Origin of the sequence: Parabacteroides leei, from assembly GCF_023369805.1 — a bacterium.
Taxonomy (GTDB): domain Bacteria; phylum Bacteroidota; class Bacteroidia; order Bacteroidales; family Tannerellaceae; genus Parabacteroides; species Parabacteroides leei.
This window is the reverse complement of sequence record NZ_JAMBQG010000001.1, coordinates 153,003-169,284: the sequence shown is the minus strand read 5'-3', so window position 1 is coordinate 169,284 and position 16,282 is coordinate 153,003. Positions and strand designations below refer to the sequence as shown.

The 16,282-nt window shown below is 41.7% G+C and carries 14 protein-coding genes; 1 reads left to right on the top strand and 13 read right to left on the bottom strand.

What is annotated here, in order from left to right; genetic code table 11:
* Positions 1-61: 61 nt before the first annotated feature.
* From M1P97_RS00705 to M1P97_RS00675, 7 genes are all read right to left on the bottom strand, one after another.
* Entirely contained in the window at positions 62-1,357 is a 1,296-nt protein-coding gene (locus M1P97_RS00705; RefSeq protein WP_249388117.1) for a DUF3472 domain-containing protein, read from the bottom strand.
* Positions 1,358-1,454: 97 nt separating this feature from the next.
* The gene (gene serS, locus M1P97_RS00700; protein ID WP_195373043.1) at positions 1,455-2,729 is read right to left on the bottom strand and encodes a serine--tRNA ligase; all 1,275 of its coding nucleotides are present in this window, start codon (positions 2,727-2,729) and stop codon (positions 1,455-1,457) included.
* A 92-nt stretch (positions 2,730-2,821) separates the two neighbouring features.
* Positions 2,822-3,355 carry a C40 family peptidase gene (locus M1P97_RS00695; protein WP_195373044.1) on the bottom strand — a complete coding sequence of 178 codons (534 nt, stop codon included), beginning with the start codon at positions 3,353-3,355 and terminating at the stop codon, positions 2,822-2,824.
* Between the two features lie 559 nt (positions 3,356-3,914).
* A complete protein-coding gene (locus tag M1P97_RS00690; protein ID WP_249388116.1) occupies positions 3,915-4,100 on the bottom strand; it encodes a hypothetical protein in 186 nt (61 codons plus the stop codon).
* An 11-nt stretch (positions 4,101-4,111) separates the two neighbouring features.
* On the bottom strand, positions 4,112-4,594 hold the full coding sequence (locus M1P97_RS00685) for a phage integrase SAM-like domain-containing protein (RefSeq protein ID WP_195373046.1): 483 nt from the start codon (positions 4,592-4,594) through the stop codon (positions 4,112-4,114).
* Positions 4,595-5,282: 688 nt separating this feature from the next.
* On the bottom strand, positions 5,283-5,855 hold the full coding sequence (locus M1P97_RS00680; protein WP_249388115.1) for a tyrosine-type recombinase/integrase: 573 nt from the start codon (positions 5,853-5,855) through the stop codon (positions 5,283-5,285).
* A 114-nt stretch (positions 5,856-5,969) separates the two neighbouring features.
* Complete coding sequence (locus M1P97_RS00675) at positions 5,970-6,263, bottom strand: site-specific integrase (protein ID WP_195373061.1); 294 nt, start codon at positions 6,261-6,263, stop codon at positions 5,970-5,972.
* Positions 6,264-7,014: 751 nt separating this feature from the next.
* Between M1P97_RS00675 and M1P97_RS00670 the strand changes: the two genes are divergently transcribed.
* Positions 7,015-7,404 carry a hypothetical protein gene (locus M1P97_RS00670; protein WP_195373062.1) on the top strand — a complete coding sequence of 130 codons (390 nt, stop codon included), beginning with the start codon at positions 7,015-7,017 and terminating at the stop codon, positions 7,402-7,404.
* Between the two features lies 1 nt (position 7,405).
* Here M1P97_RS00670 and M1P97_RS26415 read toward each other — a convergent pair whose 3' ends face one another.
* The 6 genes from M1P97_RS26415 to M1P97_RS00645 all read right to left on the bottom strand — a co-directional run bounded on the left by M1P97_RS26415 (position 7,406) and on the right by M1P97_RS00645 (position 16,279).
* Positions 7,406-7,789: a transposase gene (locus tag M1P97_RS26415; protein WP_365357957.1), complete on the bottom strand. Its 384-nt coding sequence runs from the start codon at positions 7,787-7,789 to the stop codon at positions 7,406-7,408.
* 321 nt (positions 7,790-8,110) lie between these two features.
* A complete protein-coding gene (locus M1P97_RS26330; protein ID WP_195373063.1) occupies positions 8,111-9,028 on the bottom strand; it encodes a transposase in 918 nt (305 codons plus the stop codon).
* Positions 9,029-9,495: 467 nt separating this feature from the next.
* Positions 9,496-10,476 (bottom strand): family 43 glycosylhydrolase, encoded by a 981-nt coding sequence (locus tag M1P97_RS00660; protein ID WP_195373064.1) that lies wholly within the window; start codon positions 10,474-10,476, stop codon positions 9,496-9,498.
* Between the two features lie 12 nt (positions 10,477-10,488).
* On the bottom strand, positions 10,489-11,454 hold the full coding sequence (locus tag M1P97_RS00655) for a family 43 glycosylhydrolase (protein WP_195373065.1): 966 nt from the start codon (positions 11,452-11,454) through the stop codon (positions 10,489-10,491).
* 23 nt (positions 11,455-11,477) lie between these two features.
* Positions 11,478-14,027 (bottom strand): beta-glucosidase, encoded by a 2,550-nt coding sequence (locus tag M1P97_RS00650; protein ID WP_195373066.1) that lies wholly within the window; start codon positions 14,025-14,027, stop codon positions 11,478-11,480.
* Positions 14,028-14,047: 20 nt separating this feature from the next.
* Positions 14,048-16,279 (bottom strand): GH92 family glycosyl hydrolase, encoded by a 2,232-nt coding sequence (locus tag M1P97_RS00645; RefSeq protein ID WP_249388418.1) that lies wholly within the window; start codon positions 16,277-16,279, stop codon positions 14,048-14,050.
* Positions 16,280-16,282: the final 3 nt, after the last annotated feature.

The following is a 16,282-nucleotide window of genomic DNA, read 5'->3' as shown; positions in this document are numbered from 1 at the left end:
AAAAAGGATGCACCCTTTTCGAAAAGAGGGTACATCCTTTTTTTAAAGAGGTCGTATGCTTTTATTTTAAAGGCAACGTCGTTACGTCGACTTCAGGAGCCACTCCATTCGGCTGGCGCGTAAAAACTGATTTAAATTCCGTATTATCATTAAAGAAACCGCCGTTACGAAGGAAAAACATATTGTCAGCCACACCACCGGCATAGTCCTGACGAACACCGGCCCGGGCGGTTGCATCATAAGTAAACATTCCTTCCGTAAGTTCCTTCCATTCACCTTTTGCCGTTCGAGCCCACTGATTGCCAAAACGTACGCTACGTTCAAGATAGCCTTGCCCCGGAATAAAGTTTTCAAGGAAAGAATGCGCTCCGGTATACCAGGCATTTGTTTGTGGGCGAAGGAAACCAGCTATCAATCGCCACTGATTCTCCTCGGGAGCAAAAAACCAGGCATAATAAGCGGTATTCCCTTTTCCGTCCGGATGGACACGTGTAATCACACGATAAGTTTGTCCGGCTTTCCAGGGGTAAATCAAATAACTTTGACCACCGGAGCCTTCATTGCCGAACTCTCCGATATGTACATCTTTCCCCTGAGCCAGTAACTTGATACGGTGATCTTCCGGGATAGCTTTCGGATCATCCGTTTCGAACGGACTCCAGACAGAAAACAAAATACGTCGTTCCTTATCGCTATTCGCCTGGATACCACAATATCCTTCACCAAAACCATTAGTCATGAAATAACTGCCGATCTTATCTTCCCCCTCGGGAACGGTTATTTCGTTGTAAAAATATTCAACCGATTCTTCCGGCAATGTGTATTTCATATGTACCGAAGGCCCGCGCATTCCCCAATAAGGTTTAAAGTCCCGGATAAAAGAAAGAGGTTCCTGAGCAGCCGACCCGTCTATCAACAGTTCGGAAATACCGGCAAACTGAGCACCTTCCTTCTTCTCCCCTTGTAAATCTACACGAACATAACCCGGCTCCGCAAGCAATACGCTACCCACCGGAATGATCGTTTCTTCCGCTTCTGTGATCTTTACCGTAAAACTTTTCCCACCGAAAGTAACTTTCACAACCGACGGACCACCCGTAGCAGTAGCCTTTAGGAACAACTTCAATTCTCCGGCTTGGCTTACCTTAAACCATGACGAAAGAACAGCATCAGAACCTGTCCACGACTTGATGCCTTCGGTAGAAACCTTCGCACCCTCTTTTCCGGCAGTCACATACGTATTACCACCTAACGGAACAGCAACTGCTTCTGCAGACAGTTCCAACTTCTTACTCTGGCAGCTACACATCATCCATACAGCCATACCGAGTAAAATAATTTGTTTAATCTTCTTCATTGTCTATTTCTTAGATTTAAAGCAAAACGGGACGGAAGTAAACCTATTACTCTCCGTCCCGTTTCCTGTTATTTCCTCCGCAGCTAATCTACGAATATTATTTGATCATATCAAAACCGGTATAAGGGATCAACGCTTTCGGAATGCGGATACCTTCAGGAGTCTGGTTGTTTTCAAGCAAAGCTGCCACGATACGCGGTAAGGCCAAAGCACTACCGTTCAAAGTGTGACACAGCTGAGTCTTTTTATTCTCATCACGATAACGACATTTCAAGCGGTTTGCCTGATAAGTGTCGAAGTTAGATACAGAACTTACTTCCAACCAACGCTTCTGAGCTTCTGAATAAACTTCGAAGTCAAAGCAAAGAGCCGCCGTAAAGCTCATGTCCCCACCGCACAGACGAAGAATACGATACGGAAGTTCCAACTTCTGAAGCAGGCCTTCCACATGATCTAACATCTCCTGGTGTGACTGTTTTGAATGTTCCGGCTTGTCAATACGAACCAGTTCCACCTTGGAAAACTCGTGCAGACGGTTCAGACCGCGTACATCCTTTCCATAAGAACCAGCTTCACGACGAAAACATTGTGTATAGGCACAGTTCTTGATCGGCAACTGCTTATCATCCAAAATAACATCGCGATAGATATTTGTTACCGGAACTTCGGCTGTCGGTATCAGATAAAGATCATCCACTTCGCAATGATACATCTGTCCTTCCTTGTCAGGAAGCTGGCCTGTACCAAAACCGGAAGCGGCATTTACCACTGTCGGCGGCATAATTTCCATATAACCGGACTTGCGGGCTTCATCCAGGAAGAAGTTTATCAGGGCACGCTGCAATTGTGCTCCCTGTCCTTTGTAAACCGGAAAACCGGCACCTGTAATCTTCACACCCAAGTCAAAGTCTATCAGGTCATATTTCTTTGTCAATTCCCAGTGAGGCAGTGCATCTTTCGGCAATTCCGTTTCCATACCGCCCATTTTCTCTACCACATTATCTTCGGCAGCGACACCTTCGGGTACTTCTTCATAAGGAACATTCGGAATGGTATAAAGCAGGTTCTGCATTTCTTCCGACGCCTGATCCATTTCAGCCTGGATACCCTTGCTGACTTCCTTGATTTCGGCAACACGCTTTTTAATAGCCTCAGCTTCATCCTTTTTGCCCTCTTTCATCAGGCCACCGATAGCTTTCGACAGCGAGTTTACCTCTGCCAAGTTATTATCTAATTGATTCTGCGTACTACGTCTTTTATCGTTTAGCTCAATCACTTTAGCGATAGCTTCCTTAGCATCCTTAAAGTGTTTCTTCTCCAGACCACGAATTACGCGGTCTGTTTCTTCCGTAATCATTTTAAGCGTCAACATACTTGATCTATGTTTATTTATTTTGAAGTGCAAAGATAGTGTAAACCTAATACATAAAAAAGCAACTTCCATTCAGATGTTTACAAAATATTTTACTTCACCCGTCCGCCTGTTATCCAGGTCCGCGTATAATAAGGTTCACTTAGACTACTGACCATCACTCCCTTCGAGGTACTGGTATGTATGAACTTCCCGTTTTTCAGATAGATACCGACATGGTTTGGCACTTTTTTCTTCCCGCTGCCTGTCCTGAAAAACACCAGATCCCCCTCTTGTAACTTAGAGCGACTCACCTTCTTACAATTATATTTCAGCATATCAGCCGACGAACGAGCCAATTGTTTTCTATAAACCTCACGGAAAACAATAGCCACAAACCCGGAGCAATCCACTCCCCGCTTCGTGCTTCCTCCCATCCGGTGAGGCGTACCGAGCCATTTCGCCCCTTCATTATAAAGAAAGATATTATCATCGGGAGTAATACGAACACCATATAAACGCGACAATTCTTTCGGCCCTTTGAAGTCAGCAGGAAGTGCTACACGCTTTTTACTGCCGCAGGACGTCAGAACCAGTGTAAACAAAAATATCCAAAGAAAAGACAGGATGAAATTTTTACGAGTCATGATTATTTATTTGTGGATACAACTACAAATATAACATGCTTTTCGTAAGTTCTTAAGGTTATAATCCTAAAAACTCTATAATACTATTTTTTTCTTAGAGTTATAATCTGAAACAAAAGTCCCCCTATCAGAAACATGAAAAGCCATTTGCTAGGGGAGATACTGGCGGCATGTTCTTTCTGCAAAGAGTCGGAACTAAACTGATGGCTACTGATTTTTGAGTCGGATCGAATGGATGTACTTACTTCTGCCTAATCCCGTTCATTAAATGATTATGCAGTTGTCTCCGGGAAACGATACAAAGGTATGGGCAACCAGATATATTAAAAGCACAATAACCACTTCTAATAAAACACTATAATTTAATATATTACAATCTTAAAACACTTTAAACACCACTTTTAACGACTCTTTACCACGATCTGTTTTACATTTTATTTAACTTTTATAAACCATTCAGCATCAGCCGTTGTAGTCATACTTAATTTTTGTTTTGCCGGATAATATCAATATGTCTTCAGGAGTAGTCTTTTCTTTACTGATTTTTTCACTCAAGGTTTTAATTTTTTCGGAAAAGTCGAAGCAAATTACCACGGACATAGCCAGACACCCGGTCGCGATAGTTTCCACTACGGTCGATATAGAAAGCGATGCAGTCAGCGAGAATATCCAAACGGTTTTTCAGACCGCCACGCAATGAAGCTTCATTGAGAACCTCTGCTTCCTCACAATCGTAGGCACTCACATGCGATACGATCAGCTACCGACTTTAAGTACGATATCCACAAAAGGCATACCGCAGGCCATAAAAGAAAACAACGCCATATCGGCAGCCAACTGTTTCTCCGGCTCATCCTTCAAATCCAGCGAAGCGATATTTTTGACAACATTGACCGGTACGGCCCGCTTTTTCGTATCCTCCCGCTTTAAACAGATACCTGCAAACGGCGACTCCTCCGGCCTCCCTTTCCAACCCAAACAGGCACGGTTATACATCGCACGAAAGTTACTGAGATAGCTGTTCACGCTATTCACCCGCAGCCCCTTCCTATGTAGCCAATCCTGAAAACCATGAACCACAGCAGGGGTAATTCCTTTCAAAGAGGGTTCCCGACCGCCATTGAAGCTTTTAAATTGGTTCCGCACAGCCCGGTACAGGTCGGCCGTGCTTTCATTACCCGCAAAACGTTTCTCCTGCTCCTGTCGCTTCATCTCATAACAAAACACCTTGTTTTTCATATCATTTCATTTTTTTTAAAGAAAAACAAAGATATAACAATTGCGAAGGAATAAAAGTTACTCGCATGGGTAATCCAATGCAAACAGCATAGGTTCGACATTTATCAAAATGACAAGAATAAACAATGCTTAGCTTTCATAAAGTCCAAATTTTACAATTTCAGATAACAGCCATTTATCTCCGGCAAGGCGTTTCAGAAAGATATATGGTCTTTTTTCGGCCAGATTTCATCTCCTCCGAAAATTCATCACAATCATTTTTTAAATCATCACAATAATTCGAGTAAACCATTGCAATGACTCCCGGCACCTATCACAATAAAATCTGCAAGTCATTGCAATCATTTTTTTAACATATTGAGAAGCAGAGGTAAAACTATAAAAACGGGCATCCAAAACGATAAAAAGATATTTTAAAAACGCTAAAACATCCTCTTATATCGCTATTTATCCAATAACATATTACAAACATTCACTGACCTTATCTATCATTCTCACAAAAATCATTTCAATGACTCTTTTCTCCCTTTACAAAACAACCACAATATTCTCCATATATAACCTTTCCGTCAAATCTTAACTCCCAATGCAAAAGACATAATTTATCCCCCAACTCCTCAACTCTCATACAAAGCAGGGAAATAAGGGATAAATAAACAAAATGACAAAATTTATCTAAGAACAGTAATCAACCATTCGCTGCCAACTGCAATTTTCTTCTCGGATGCTTTGTCGTTAAGATTTTCTTTTGTTTGCTGATATTCACATGCGTATATATCTGCGTTATAGCAATAGAGCTGTGCCCAAGCATATCCTGAATATACTCTATGGCTACATCTTCTTCCAAAAGCAACGTGGCAAATGTATGCCTGGCAAGATGAGGGGTGATTCGTTTTGATAATCCGGCTTTTTTCACATAAGACTTTATCATAAGCCTGACTGATTGTGTAGATACACGTTGCCCTAGCCTATTAATAAAGATGGGTAAACTATACCCGATCTCTTGTTTATAGCTTTGATAGTAGGTTCTGATTATCGAAAGCGTTTCAGACTGACAAATCTGTATGATACGCTCTTTGCTTCCTTTTCCAAAGACTCTTATTACCCCATTTCTAAGATTTATGTCTTCATAATTAAGATTACAAACCTCGGAAACCCTCATTCCGATTGAAAATAAAACCTCTACAATCGCAATATTACGAGTTTGTGCCTTATACATGTAATTATTTGTGTGTTGATTATTAATCAGTCCCTTATACATAACGGTCAATATTTTTTTCACCTCATCAAGACTCATCACAGACGGTAACAAACTTGGTTCTTTTAAGCGAACTTTTATTTTACGAAAGGGATTGATGTAATCATCATCTTCATATTAAAGAAAATTAAGCATCGCTTTCAGAGAAGCGACCTTTCGTTTTACTGTTTTAAGTTTTAGATGATAAATTTCCTGTAAGTAATTTTTCAAAGTATCTTTAGACATACATTTGAAATCAAGCTCATCTTCCGTATCTTTTATGTATAGAGCAAATTGCCTTAGGTCAGTTCCATAAGCTTTTAATGTTTTTGAACTCAGATTCTTTTCAAACTGACAATGAAAAAGAAATTTCCCTATCACTTCATACACACTCACCTTTTCCTCTGGCTTGCTTAAATTACTGGTATCCATATCCTTCCTGTTTTAAATTAGACCCCGAAGGAACATATTTATGATGTAAAACTCAAATACAAGCTATGATATTGAATAATTGATAACTTAATATTATGGATCACTCACAGGCATTTATTTCTTATATAAAAAAAGACTGGATTATTTTCATTCAAATAAAAAGGATTTTCATATTATCATTGTAGGAACTAACGATCCGCTTACAAAAGGAGAAATAATGATAACAAAGACAATCGATTGTCTTTTAGGTATTTGTAAGAAATACAATCTTGTCTATCAGTATTATCAACAGGAAAATGAATTTATTGAGGCTTTTCTTTCTGGTAAAATAGATTCTTCTAAAGCTGTTGTATACAATCGGACTACGATGACCCCCCAATAGCAAGCGTAGTCTCATACCTGCATTTTGTGGGCTTAACGAAATAAAATGTTTGGACAATGATGCTTATAGAATGAGGTTACTATGTAATAAATTTCATTATTCATCTATTTTGCGTAATATAGGAATCTCTGTTCCCGATTTCTGGTGTTATTGTCCCCAATATGGTTGGATAACCACTCTTCCTCCAGAGGGAATAAAAGTTATCGCTAAACTTATTAATGAAAACAATAAAGTTTCTCTAACTAACGCTTCTGTTGATGTTTTCTCTGAAAACTTTAATTTTCTGGTGAAAAGTCTATCACATAAATACAATCAGCCTGTCATTGTGCAGAATTTATTGCAGGGTATGAAATTACCATTCCTGTTTTTATGGATCTTGAGAGTGAAGTGATAGTTCCCCAAATACTTGGTATTTATACGGCACAACAGCATAGAGCAGGTAATCAAATCATGCGTGAAGCCGACCTTTCCTATTTGCGGAATACTGATTGCAGAGAAAAGTATTATGATTTCAGTAACATCAACAGCCAGGTTTGTGAAAATATACGTAAAGATACTACCTTAATAGCAAAAGCACTGGGCATAAAAGGATTTTCAAGGTTCGATATACGAATAGATGATAGTTATCAGCCATTTTTCATAGAGGGACTGTCCATAAGAATTCAATGCTTCTATACTGAAATCGTCCCAGAAATTAACCTCATCAAAAATGATAATATTTCTCCGGTATTCCTTACGGGTCTTGTTCACTTTTGCTGAATTAACAGAAAATGATCATTCTTTTGAGCAGTTCAATGCCGCACCGTCCATAACAGATTCTTTTGATCATTTTCAATTTGTTTACAACCCCTTCGGTTATGCCGTTATGCCATTTTTCACAGAAAGCATTAACTACGGCATTATAGTCTTGTCTGAGCCCATTAATGAACTGTTTCAATTCAGTAATGTCAGTTTTTTTGTTTATCCTTTCTTCTAAGAGTAGTACATCCCTGGACTTAAGTGCTTTATTGAACTCTTCCTGAACGGATAATAATTCATTTAGTTCATTGCATTCATATACCACCTTGCGCCATAGTCGCTCTTGTTCATTACATTTAGATTCTTCCTTTTTACATAAATAGTATAACGACTTCCATTTGGGTATCTTGACTACCGGTTCTGTGGCTGGTCGCCAGGAACGAATGTAGAGATTTACAGCTTCACGACCTCCAGTGTATCCCCTTTCTTTTATTTCTTTAAAGAGAGTAACCGAACTCTGAATGTGTTCATCATAAAAACGCGTCCTTAAATAAGTATCATATTCTTCGATGCCAGAGTACTTTTTGCGTTGTGGAAATTTGTATTGGATTTGTTCCCAATATTTATTGATCGTGTCATATGCTATTCTCGTTTGGCGTACTCTCTCTCTTGGTATGTCCTTCCTGCTGTAACTCTTTTATTCGCAGAAAATTTCGTTCACCTTTAGTTATTTTGGCTGGAAGTAAAATGTGTGCTTCCGCCTTTTTTCCACTTTGCATGTCCTTAATTGACCCTTGATCTCCTTATAATAACGTCGAAAGGCTTGTTGTACTGCTTCTGATAAGTTGTGGGATAAATGCCATCGCTCTGCTATCTCTTTTACCTCAGGACAGGACTCATGAATAGCTTTAGAAAAACAATCGGCACGATCCGAGGATATTGTTTTCAAACTCGTATAGTCTTTTAATGCTTCTCCCACACAACCGGATTCTCTATGAGGGAGTAAATCCAGAGGTTTGTGAGTGTCGTTATCTATTATGATTGAACCATACTGATGACCTTTACGTTTGGCCCAATCATCAACACCTATATTTTCCACAGTATCTCGCCCTGGTAATGACAATGTTAATATACTGCGTATTATACTGTTACGCTTCATTTGTATATGAGACTTGTTTAATAAGCGAGCTCCTTTACTTCCCCCGGTTTCCAAACCGGTAAATAAGATTTGTTCATTCACTTTATCTACACAACGCTGATAGGTTTGAAGATGATTTTCAAAACGTTCACAGAATATTTCACGACGACATTCCGGGTTTCGGCAGAAGAAACGATGAACAGTCAAGTGGATACGACAATTGTAGTCACCCAAAGGTTGCTCCTGAGGTTTTCGGCAGTAACAACTCTGCTTTTTGTTAGAGGAAACACTGCACAAAGGGCATCGGGAGCTATCCTGAGTACTGTGTACAGACATGATTATGGAAGAGGTATTTATTGATGTTTTTTTCAATTGCCAACAGGGTATATCATGGAAAAAAATACTGGCTAAACTTACCGTTTCTTCTACTGAAAGGAGGGATTCTTTTGATAAACTTGTGTTTTGTTTGCTTGTTTCTGGATTTTCTTGTATATTGTCGGTTCGCACAGCTTGATTAGTTTGTCTTTATTTATTAGTTTGCACTTACAATATAGACATTTCTTTTTTAGCTGTGCTTTTTTATACCTATTTTATAACAGGCGGTCTTAGTTTATTCAGCAAAAGTGAACAAGACCCTGGCAAACTACCTATATAATAAAAAGGATTGTTGATAAACCGAAACTTTTTTCCTTTCGGAGTAGAAACCATATCGATAGAATACAGACCACTCCAAATCCTTATCGCAAGGTCACCTAAAGACAAGTCCATAAAAAACTGAAACGACCGTAAATGAGCGTTATGCTCGGCTTTTCCCCTGTCTGTTTTCAAAATACGATAACATAGGCAAAAACTATCTTCAACTCCAAACACCGGAAATACAATTATTAACCCCTTACTCCCCGACCTACATACAAAGCCGAGAAATAAGGGGTTAATAAACAAAGTAACAAAAGGATTAAATAACGGACAAAAATCTATTTATTCCGATCTTGTGTATCATCACCTCCAGTCTGGAAAACTTTTTGGATGGTTCCATCCTGATTATAATACAATTTATCGACACAAATAGAACGTAGCCAGTCATGATTCGACAGGGCACTGTTATGATAAAAAGCATACCATTGTCCTTTATATTCAACAATAGAACCATGGTTTGTATAACTGTCAGTCGGATCCATATAGATACCCTGATGTTTCCAGGGACCGAGCGGACTATTACTGATCGCATAACGCATACGGTTATGGGTCGTCCCGTCATCATGATTATCAGAGTAGGACAGATAATAAATACCATTCCGCTTATGTACCCAGGTCGCTTCATGGAAATCATCCAATCCCAGCATTTCCTGCATCGGACCATCCAATTCCATCATATTCTCTTTCAGCCTGCCACCTTTGCAAATACCGCCGCCACCATTGTAAATATAAGCTTGCCCGTCATCATCCACAAAGACACAGGGATCGATCAGAGGGTCCATTCCTTCAATATAGCCCTGTACCGTAAAATCACTGGCCGGCTTTTTGCTGGTTGCCACCCCTATCTTCCAACTGGCGTTCCATTCCGTTTCACTGGGATGCGGAAAATAGAAATAGTAAGTCCCATTCTTATACGCACAATCGGGAGCCCACATGAAACCACCTTCCTTACGTCCCCAGGGAACCTGGCTGGAATTCAATATTTCACCATGATCCGTCCAATGTTTCATGTCATCCGTTGAAAACACATGATAGCGGTCCATCAGATCGCATCCACGGGGCGGATCTATGTCATGAGAAGCATATACATATAAACGCCCGTCTTCCCATACATGAGCAGAAGGATCCGCCGTATACATATGAGTAATAAAAGGATTCGGACCTATATTACCCGTATCTGCTCCCTGAGCTCTTTTTTGTACGCAACTACTAAATAAGGCAACCACAGAGATAGCCAATGTTATCAATAAGTTTTTCATTCCGTATCTTGATTATTTCTGAATAGGATTTCCTTTCGTCTGTATTACTTTCCGGATTGTTCCATCCGGGTTATAATATAGTTTATCTACACAAATAGAGCGTAAATTTCCTTGTCCCGAAAGAACACAATTGTGATAAAAAGCAAACCATTCTCCTTTATATTCGACAATAGAGCCATGAATAGTACCTGAACCCGATGTATCCATATAAACACCCTGATAATTCCATGGTCCCAGCGGGTGATCGCTGGTTGCATAGACCAGGCGGTTGCCAGCCTCTTCATTATCGGAATAAGAAAGATAATAGATGCCATCTTTCTTATGTACCCAAGCTGCTTCATGAAAATCGTACAGTCCTTCCATTTTCACCGGTTCTTCAGCCAGCTCGGTCATACTCTCTTTCAAACGGGCACCGATACAGCGTCCGCCACCTCCATAATAGAAATAAGCCTGTCCGTCGTCATCGACGAACACACAAGGATCGATCATGGCAAAAGCATCTCCCAATCCTTCAATATATCCCTGCACCTCAAAATCTTTTGCCGGATATTTACTGGTAGCGACTCCTACCTTCCAGCTATTGTTCCAGTCCGTATCACTGGGATGCGGGAAATAGAAGTAATAAATCCCGTTCTTGTAAGCACAATCGGGAGCCCACATAAAACCACCTTCTTTACGTCCCCAGGGAACCTGACCGGAATTCAAAATTTCACCATGATCGGTCCAATGCTGCATATCATCTGTAGAAAACACATGATAACGGTCCATCAGATCGCAACCACGCGGAGGATCGATATCATGAGATGCGTATACATATAGACGACCGTCTTCCCATACATGAGCAGAAGGATCTGCCGTATACAATTCCGTTATGAACGGATTCGGACCTAATACAATTTCCTGTTTTTCTTTTTTCAGGCTACAACTGCTCAATAAAGCGACAGACAGGGCAGCCATTGCAATCCATGTGTGTTTCATATAAATTTCTTATAAATATTTCATTAGAATATAAAATCTTGTTTCAGACGAATATCAGCAGAAGAAGCTCCTACCATAAACCGGTATGTACCTTCGGGAACGACAAATTTTTCCTGTCCGGCATCCCAATGACGTAATGACTCTTTCCTGACTGTGATAGTCACAGTCTTTGCCTCTCCTTTCTCAAAATGCGTACGGGCGAAACCTTTCAGTTGTTTAAGCGGACCATTAGCCTCCGGAGTTTTCACATATAACTGAGACACTTCGTCACCAGCCATTTTCCCGGCATTCTTTACCCGGAACGAAACAGCCAACTCGTCCCCCTTGTCTTCCACATTCAGGTTACTGTATGCATATGTCGTATAGCTCAAACCATAACCGAACGGATACAGGCAATCTCCCTGAAAATATTGATAAGTACGCCCTTTCGTAATGTCATAATCATCGAACGGAGGTAGTTCATCCAAACTCTTATAATAAGTAAGAGGTAAACGGCCTGCCGGATTATAATCGCCAAACAACACTTCGGCTACAGCTGTTCCTCCCTGCTCTCCCGGATACCAGGCATTTACTATTGCAGGGATATGTTCGTCAATCCAGTTAATAGCCAATGAACTTCCGGCCACAAGCACAACCACCGTGTTCGGGTTCAGTTTGTATATCTCCTGGATAAATTCACGTTGGTCTGCAGGTAATTGGATATCATACCGATCCTGTCCTTCCCTTTCGATAGATTTGTTGATACCTAAGACGGCTATTGCCATATCCGATTCGCGAACGGCTTTGCCAGCTTCGCCATACAGGTCGATCCGATCTTTTTTGTTAATTTCCGGCACACGCCATTGCAGACGGGCAATCGCATAGTCACGATTATCATAATACTCGGCACATAGTTCATATGTCCTGTCAGCTTTTAAATCGACCATTACCGTATCTGTACGCACAGCATGACCTTCCCAGGCATCCAAAATTTTTTTACCGTCCAGCATCAACCGGCAACCGTCGTCGGACGTAAAAGTCAACGCATAACGACCGGATACAGTCGGACGTAATTTACCGGTCCAGCGAATGGACAATGGTGATTTCGGTAAAAATGGATCCGGTGCCTGATTGGCCGGCTCAAAATTGATCCATTGCTCTTCACGAACAACCGGTTCGCCTTTCAACTCTGTGTCGTTATAATATTCCACTTTTAACCCTCCGGGGAAATTATCGCCCTGGACCAACTCCAAACCGTCTTTTGCTGATTTCCAGGGAGCATAAACAACCTTTACCTCCTTGCCCACACGGCGGCGGATACCCTCCAATACAGAGATCGGCTCGTTGGCTGGTGCTCCGCTATAATCTCCAAATTCACAACTTCCGGCATTGATACCTACGACAGCAATTGATTTCAACTTTTTCGGATTCAACGGCAACATGTTGTTTTTATTCTTCAACAAGACAATACTCTGGCGAGCAGCTTCCAACGCCAGCTCCCGATGTTCGTCCGAACCGACAACAGACGGAACCAGCTTATTATAAGGATTCGATTCCGGATCGTCAAACAAACCTAACTGCATGCGTGCACGCAATACCCGGAAGGCCGCCCGATCAAGATCTTCCATGCTGACCATACCCAGTTTATACGCGTTCAACAGAGGTTGCTTGTATACATCATCACCACACTCCAGATCCAGACCTGCTTTGATAGAAAGAGTGGCAGAGGCTTCTTTCGTTTTTACATAATGATGACCGCTTACCACCAATGACGGACCACCGCAGTCGGATACGACATATCCGTTAAATCCCCAGTCCTCACGCAATACCTTATTTAACAGCCACGGATTGACGGTACAAGGAACATCATTGATCGCATTGTAAGCTGCCATGATAGAAGCAGCCTTCCCTTCCCGTACACAAGACTCAAATGCCGGAAGGTAATAATCACGCAGCTGTTTTTCTGAAATCCGGGGATTACATTCGAAACGGTTGTGCTCCTCATTATTGGCAGCGAAATGTTTCGGGGTAGAAACCACTTTCAGATAACGCGGATCATCTCCCTGAAGCCCACGGACAAACTGAGCCCCCAATACTCCCGACAGACAAGGATCTTCACCGTATGTTTCCGGTGTACGCCCCCAACGCGGATCACGAGCCATATTCACTGTCGGGGACCAGAATGTCAACAGATCGCTGAAAAGCATCGTCTGCTTCTTTCCCCCGTCCAACTCATTCCAACGGGCACGGGCTTCATCCGAAATAGCCGTGGCTATCTTATATTGTAAATCCGAATTCCACATAGCAGCCAACCCTATAGCCTGGGGAAATACCGTAAACCGTCCGGGGCGTACGACACCATGCAGCGCTTCGTTTCCATGATAATAATGGGGAATATCCAGACGAGGTATATCCGGCGAAGTTGCTATCAGCAAACCAACCTTTTCTTCAACAGTCAATCGGGACAACAAGTCATTGACACGATCCTCTATCGGAGCTTTTTCATCTCTGAACAACATCTTTTCCTGCGCAAAAGCAGAGGCAGATATCATAACGGCCAACACACAGCTTACTATTGTTTTATATGTATTCATGTAAGTATCTTCTTTTTAATTTATATTCCGGACAAATTCTCTACAGAGGGAGGTACACAGTCCGCATCGGCACCCCAGGTTTTATTTGCTGTATTCCCCATGATCAGTACCAATTTACCGCCATTGGCTATCTCGACATGTGTAAACCAGGGTTTATTCCATTCCTTCCCATTCAATGTTGCGCTCTGGATATATTTATTTTCTTCCGAACATCCGTGTGCTTCTATCTCAAATATCTTACCATTGCTAAGATTCATGGTAACATGAGTAAATATCGGACTTCCGATGTTGTAAGCAGGAATACCCGGAGTCACCGGATAAAATCCCATCGAAGAGAAGACTACAAAAGCAGACATACCGCCTCCGTCTTCATCTCCGGGTACGCCCATCAAATCATTACGGAACCATTGTTTCAATAATGTACGGATCCGTTTCTGCGTCTTCCAGGGCTGACCGGCATAATTATATAGGTAAGGGATATGCAGGCAAGGCTCGTTTGCCATGGAAAACTGTCCGACATTCCCTGTATGGTCCGGCATCATAGCGTAAAATTCCGGTTTGCCACGTCCCAAAGGTTGCACAAACATGGCATCCAGATTCCAGATAAATTGCTCCCGTCCCCCCATCAGCTCAATCAGGTCTGCCACGTTATGGGGGACATCCCAACGATAAACCCATCCATTATTTTCTCCGTAATACAAACGTGCCCCCGGCCCTCCGTCAAAACTGTAATCCAAAGGTTCGATAAACTTTCCGTCTTTATCTTTCGGATGAAAAAAACCGGTTTCCGGATTATATACATTCCGGTAATTATAGGCACATTTCATATAATGTTCCTGGTCTTCTTTATTTCCCAAGGCACCTGCTATCCGTGAAAGGCACCATTGGTCGTACGAAGTACCCAATGTCACGGCAATCGGTTGCCGCTTCTCAAAATCACTAACATTCGGTACCGTTTCTTCTTCACCCGGAGCCAACGCCGGAATATAGCCGTTCTTCTTATAAAAATCATCCAACCAACCTGCCGGAGCTCCGGACCAGGGTATCAGTGTCTTTTCTTCAATTCCTTTCTTACATACACGATAGGCCTTTTGCAAATCAAAGCCACGCAAACCTTTTATATATCCGTCTGCTACAGTAGCCACGGCATGATTAGAGTTCATCCGGCGGGAATCGCCGGTTATTTCCGGAAATGTCGGCATCCAGTCATCCCCCATCTGTTCAGCCATAGTCAAATAAGAATTGATTACATCTGTTTCACGTTCGGCATCGATCATAACGCGAAGCGGGTGGGCAGCACGATATGTATCCCAGATCCAGTCATCCGTATAGAAAGGTTTTCCATTATCCTCATGTACTTTTCCGTCAAAAGCACTAAAATAACGATTCCCTTCACTGATACAAACCGGACGTTCGCTCACACGGTATAAAGAAGTATAGAAAACCGTTTTATTTGTATCGTCACCTCCTTCTACTTTAATTTTACCTAAAGCATTGTTCCAGATATCACGTCCCTGGGAAGCGAGTTTCATAACATCATATTCCTTTAGCTCACGACGCAGATTTTCTTTGGCTTGCTCTTCGCTAATAAACGAAATGCCATAACGAAGCTGCAAAGTTTGCGGTTGATTGCCATAATTCAAAACTGCACAGGCATTTTTACCCTCAAACTCCCGGCTGTCCCAATCTATGGCTGATCCATTCAATATTCCTACTTTTCCCGGTTGGGTTTCCGACTCCAGATAAATATAGACCCGTGTGTTATTTTCCAACTGCTGGTAGCCGCTCACGCTATTTCCGGTTACCCGGATCTTTCCATTTTTTGAATTCAACATCAAATAAACCGGCTGATCACTTTGCGTAAAATCAATCTGATAAACAGCCGACTGATGCGAAGGAGCATATTTCACATACGTCTGTTGGTCGTCAAGTATAACCTCATAATAATAAGGTTTCAACTTCTCCTGGTCGTAACTGAAAGATACAACCGGTCGGACTCCTTCCAAATCACCCTGGTAAGGACTTAAATTAAAAGCCGAACTTCCACGGTGGCTGGTTACAATCAAAGGTAATCCGTGCAACACATCCCCCGTATAATCGCCACGTTCAGGATAAACCCTCAGCATACTGTTGGGTAAATGAATCGTCGGATAGGTCGGAACCAGCAAATGGCTGATATTCCCCATATAAGGGTTCACATAATCCACAGGCATTTTTTCCGCCTGCCGGGCATATAAACTACCGGCAGCCATGCA